This is a genomic window from Pigmentiphaga sp. (assembly GCF_019689535.1).
Lineage (GTDB): Bacteria > Pseudomonadota > Gammaproteobacteria > Burkholderiales > Burkholderiaceae_B > Pigmentiphaga.
In genome coordinates this window covers 1-2,852 of sequence record NZ_JADGHH010000306.1, presented here as the reverse complement: position 1 = coordinate 2,852, position 2,852 = coordinate 1, and the positions used below count along the sequence as shown (strand labels likewise).

Here is a 2,852-nt window from a genome sequence, read left to right as displayed (position 1 = left end):
CATGGTGCTTTTCCTTGGGATACGGTGCAGTGCGGCAAATTCTGGTACTTTTGGGATGAAATGTAATTGCTAAATTTGCTTGAATTCTTATAAAAATTTCATATTCACCTGATGATGAAATATTCTTTCAGAAAGACGCCGACAATGTATTTTTGCTTCTAGCGTTCCATGACCGCACCGTTTTCGCTTGACGACCTGGACCGTCGGATCTTGTCCATCCTCCAGAACGACGCCACCCTGACCAACCAGGACCTTGCCGCGCGCGTCCATGTCTCGGCGCCGACTTGCCTGCGGCGCGTGCGGCGGCTAGTGGACGCGGGCGTCATTGAAAAACAGGTAGCCATCGTGTCGCCGGAAAAGGTCGGCGCCGGATTGACCGGCATCGTGGAGATCACCCTGGATACGCAGGCGGCCGAGCGATTGGCCGAGTTCGAGGCGGCCATGGCGGCCGAGGCGGCAGTGACGCAGTGCTACCGGGTTTCCACCGGCCCCGATTTCGTGCTGGTGGTCCAGGTGCCTGACATGGCGGCATATCACGCCCTGGTGCACCGGGCATTTACGGCGCGGAACAATGTGCGCAACGTTCGCACTTTTTTTTCCGTCCACCGGAGCAAGTTCGATACGCGCGTGGCGCTGTGAGCGCCCGCCGCGGGCAGGCGCGCCCGCGGGGCCGGGGGGCAAGCGCTTTATGGCTTTTTGGTGGGCCGCTGCCAGCCGGGGATGGTGGTTTGCCGGACCCGGGAGATCGTGAGCTGGCCGGCCGGCGCATCGTGGGTCAAGGTGGTGCCGGCGCCCAGTGTCGCCCCCTTGCCCACCGTCACCGGCGCGACGAGCTGGGTGTCAGAGCCGATGAACGCGTCGTCCTCGATCACTGTCCGCAGTTTGTTGGCGCCGTCGTAATTGCAAGTGATGGTGCCTGCGCCGATGTTCACTCGCGCGCCTACGGTGGCATCGCCCACGTAGCTGAGATGGTTGGCCTTGGAGCCGGTATCGAAGCTGCTGTTCTTGACCTCGACGAAGTTGCCGATGTGGGTCTGGTCGCCGAGCGCAGTGCCGGGTCGCAGCCGGGCGTAGGGGCCGATCCGGGCGTTGGCGCCGATGCTTGCGCCGTCGAGGTGGCTGAAAGCCTCCACGCGCGTGCCCGGGCCGATGCGCACGTCACGCAGCACGCAGTGCGGGCCCACCTGCACGCCGTCGGCCAGTTCCACGGCGCCCTCGAACACGCAGCCTACGTCGATGAAGACGTCCCGGCCGCAAGCCAGGGTTCCGCGCAGGTCGAAGCGCGCCGGGTCGGCCAGCGTGACGCCCGCCTCCAACTGGCGTTCGGCCTGGATGCGCTGGTAAATGCGCTCCAGCTCGGCCTGCTGGACGCGGCTGTTCACGCCCAAGGTCTCCCACTCGTGGTCTGGCGCCGACGCCAGCACTGGCACCCCTTCGGAGACGGCCATGGCGATGATGTCCGTCAGGTAGTACTCGCCTTGGGCGTTGTCGTTCTTGAGCGCGCCCAGCCAACGCTTGAGCGCGCCGGTCGGAACGGCGACGATGCCGGTATTGACCTCGCGGATGGCGAGTTCTTCGCGGGAGGCATCTTTGTGCTCCACGATGCGGGCGATGGCGCCGTCGGCGCCGCGCACGATGCGCCCGTACCCGGTCGCGTCGGCCAATTCAACGGTCAGCACGGCGACCGAGCGCGGCCGCGAGGCCTGGGTGTCGAGCAGGCGCTTCAAGGTCGCGCTGCCGACCAGGGGGACGTCGCCGTAGAGGACCAGCGTGACGTCCTCGTCCGCCTCGCCTCCGGCCAGTTCGGGAACGGCTTGCTGGACGGCGTGCCCGGTGCCGAGCTGAGGTTGCTGTAATACGAAGCGAAGGTCCGCATCGCGCTCATAATGGCGCCTGACCGTTTCGGCGCCGTGCCCGACCACCAGCACGATGCGGGCAGGGTTCAACGCGCGCGCAGCGCTCAGGACGTGGGTCAGCATGGGGCGGCCCGCCAATCCGTGGAGGACTTTGGGCAAATCGGATTTCATGCGTTTGCCCATGCCGGCGGCCAGGATCACGATGTTGAGCATTTTTGCGGCACTACTCCGAGTGGCGATTAGTCAAAGCGTGGCAGTTTAAGACAGCTTCGAGACAAACTGATGATTCGAAGTGTATTGATCGTTGTCATCCTCGCGCTGCTTGCAGGCTGCAGTGCCGTCAAGCTGGGCTACAACAGCGCGGAGAAGCTGCTGGCGTATCGGCTGGATGATTGGTTCGACCTGCCGGACGCCATGCGGGAGCCGGCGCGGGAGCGCCTGCATCGCGTGCTCGCATGGCACCGCAGGGAAGAGCTGCCGCGTTATGCGCAACTTCTCCGGGAAGCAGAGCGGCGGCTGGAAGAACCCCGGCCGCTGCAGGCGTCGGAACTGCTCTCCCTGCAAGAGCGGGTGATGGCCCATCTGCTCGAACTCGGCAAGCGTGCGGCCGACGAGTTCGCGGACGTGCTGGTGCAGTTTGGACCGGCGCAAAGACGGCGTCTATTGGCCCGGTTGGATGAGCTGGACGAGGAGTTCCGCGAAGAGTATGTCGAGGCGCCCGCCGCCGAGGTGCGCCGGCGGCGCATCGAGCTCATGATCGATCGCTATGAGTTTTGGCTGGGCCGGTTGTCGCGGGGCCAGCGCGCCCTCGTCGAGCAATGGGTGGACGCGCATCCGTCGGATGCCGCTTGGCGATTGCAACTGCGGCAAGCCCGGCAGCGTGCCTTCCTCGGAATCCTAGGGAACCTCTGCACTACCCCGCCCACTCGTTCGTGGCGACGAGTTCAGGGTCAATATCGTTTCGTAGGATGGGATCGAAACAGATGCTGAACGGTT

General features: G+C 64.4%; 3 protein-coding genes. 2 read left to right on the top strand and 1 reads right to left on the bottom strand.

Features of this window, described 5'->3' with window-relative positions:
• Nucleotides 1–168 precede the first annotated feature (168 nt).
• Entirely contained in the window at nt 169–639 is a 471-nt protein-coding gene (locus tag IRZ12_RS17065; RefSeq protein WP_296471138.1) for an Lrp/AsnC family transcriptional regulator, read from the top strand.
• A 47-nt stretch (nt 640–686) separates the two neighbouring features.
• On the opposite strand, the gene glmU is transcribed toward IRZ12_RS17065, so the two are convergent.
• On the bottom strand, nt 687–2,069 hold the full coding sequence (glmU, locus tag IRZ12_RS17060) for a bifunctional UDP-N-acetylglucosamine diphosphorylase/glucosamine-1-phosphate N-acetyltransferase GlmU (RefSeq protein WP_296471135.1): 1,383 nt from the start codon (nt 2,067–2,069) through the stop codon (nt 687–689).
• Nucleotides 2,070–2,138: 69 nt separating this feature from the next.
• Here glmU and IRZ12_RS17055 point away from each other — a divergent pair, with 69 nt between their 5' ends.
• The gene (locus IRZ12_RS17055; RefSeq protein WP_296471131.1) at nt 2,139–2,846 is read left to right on the top strand and encodes a DUF6279 family lipoprotein; all 708 of its coding nucleotides are present in this window, start codon (nt 2,139–2,141) and stop codon (nt 2,844–2,846) included.
• The last annotated feature ends 6 nt before the right edge of the window (nt 2,847–2,852 follow it).

What these genes read in the sequence shown, in the direction of transcription:
- IRZ12_RS17065 (WP_296471138.1), top strand. Translation starts at nt 169, where the DNA reads ATGACCGCACCGTTTTCGCTTGACGACCTGGACCGTCGGATCTTGTCC.
- glmU (WP_296471135.1), bottom strand. Translation starts at nt 2,069, where the DNA reads ATGCTCAACATCGTGATCCTGGCCGCCGGCATGGGCAAACGCATGAAA.
- IRZ12_RS17055 (WP_296471131.1), top strand. Translation starts at nt 2,139, where the DNA reads ATGATTCGAAGTGTATTGATCGTTGTCATCCTCGCGCTGCTTGCAGGC.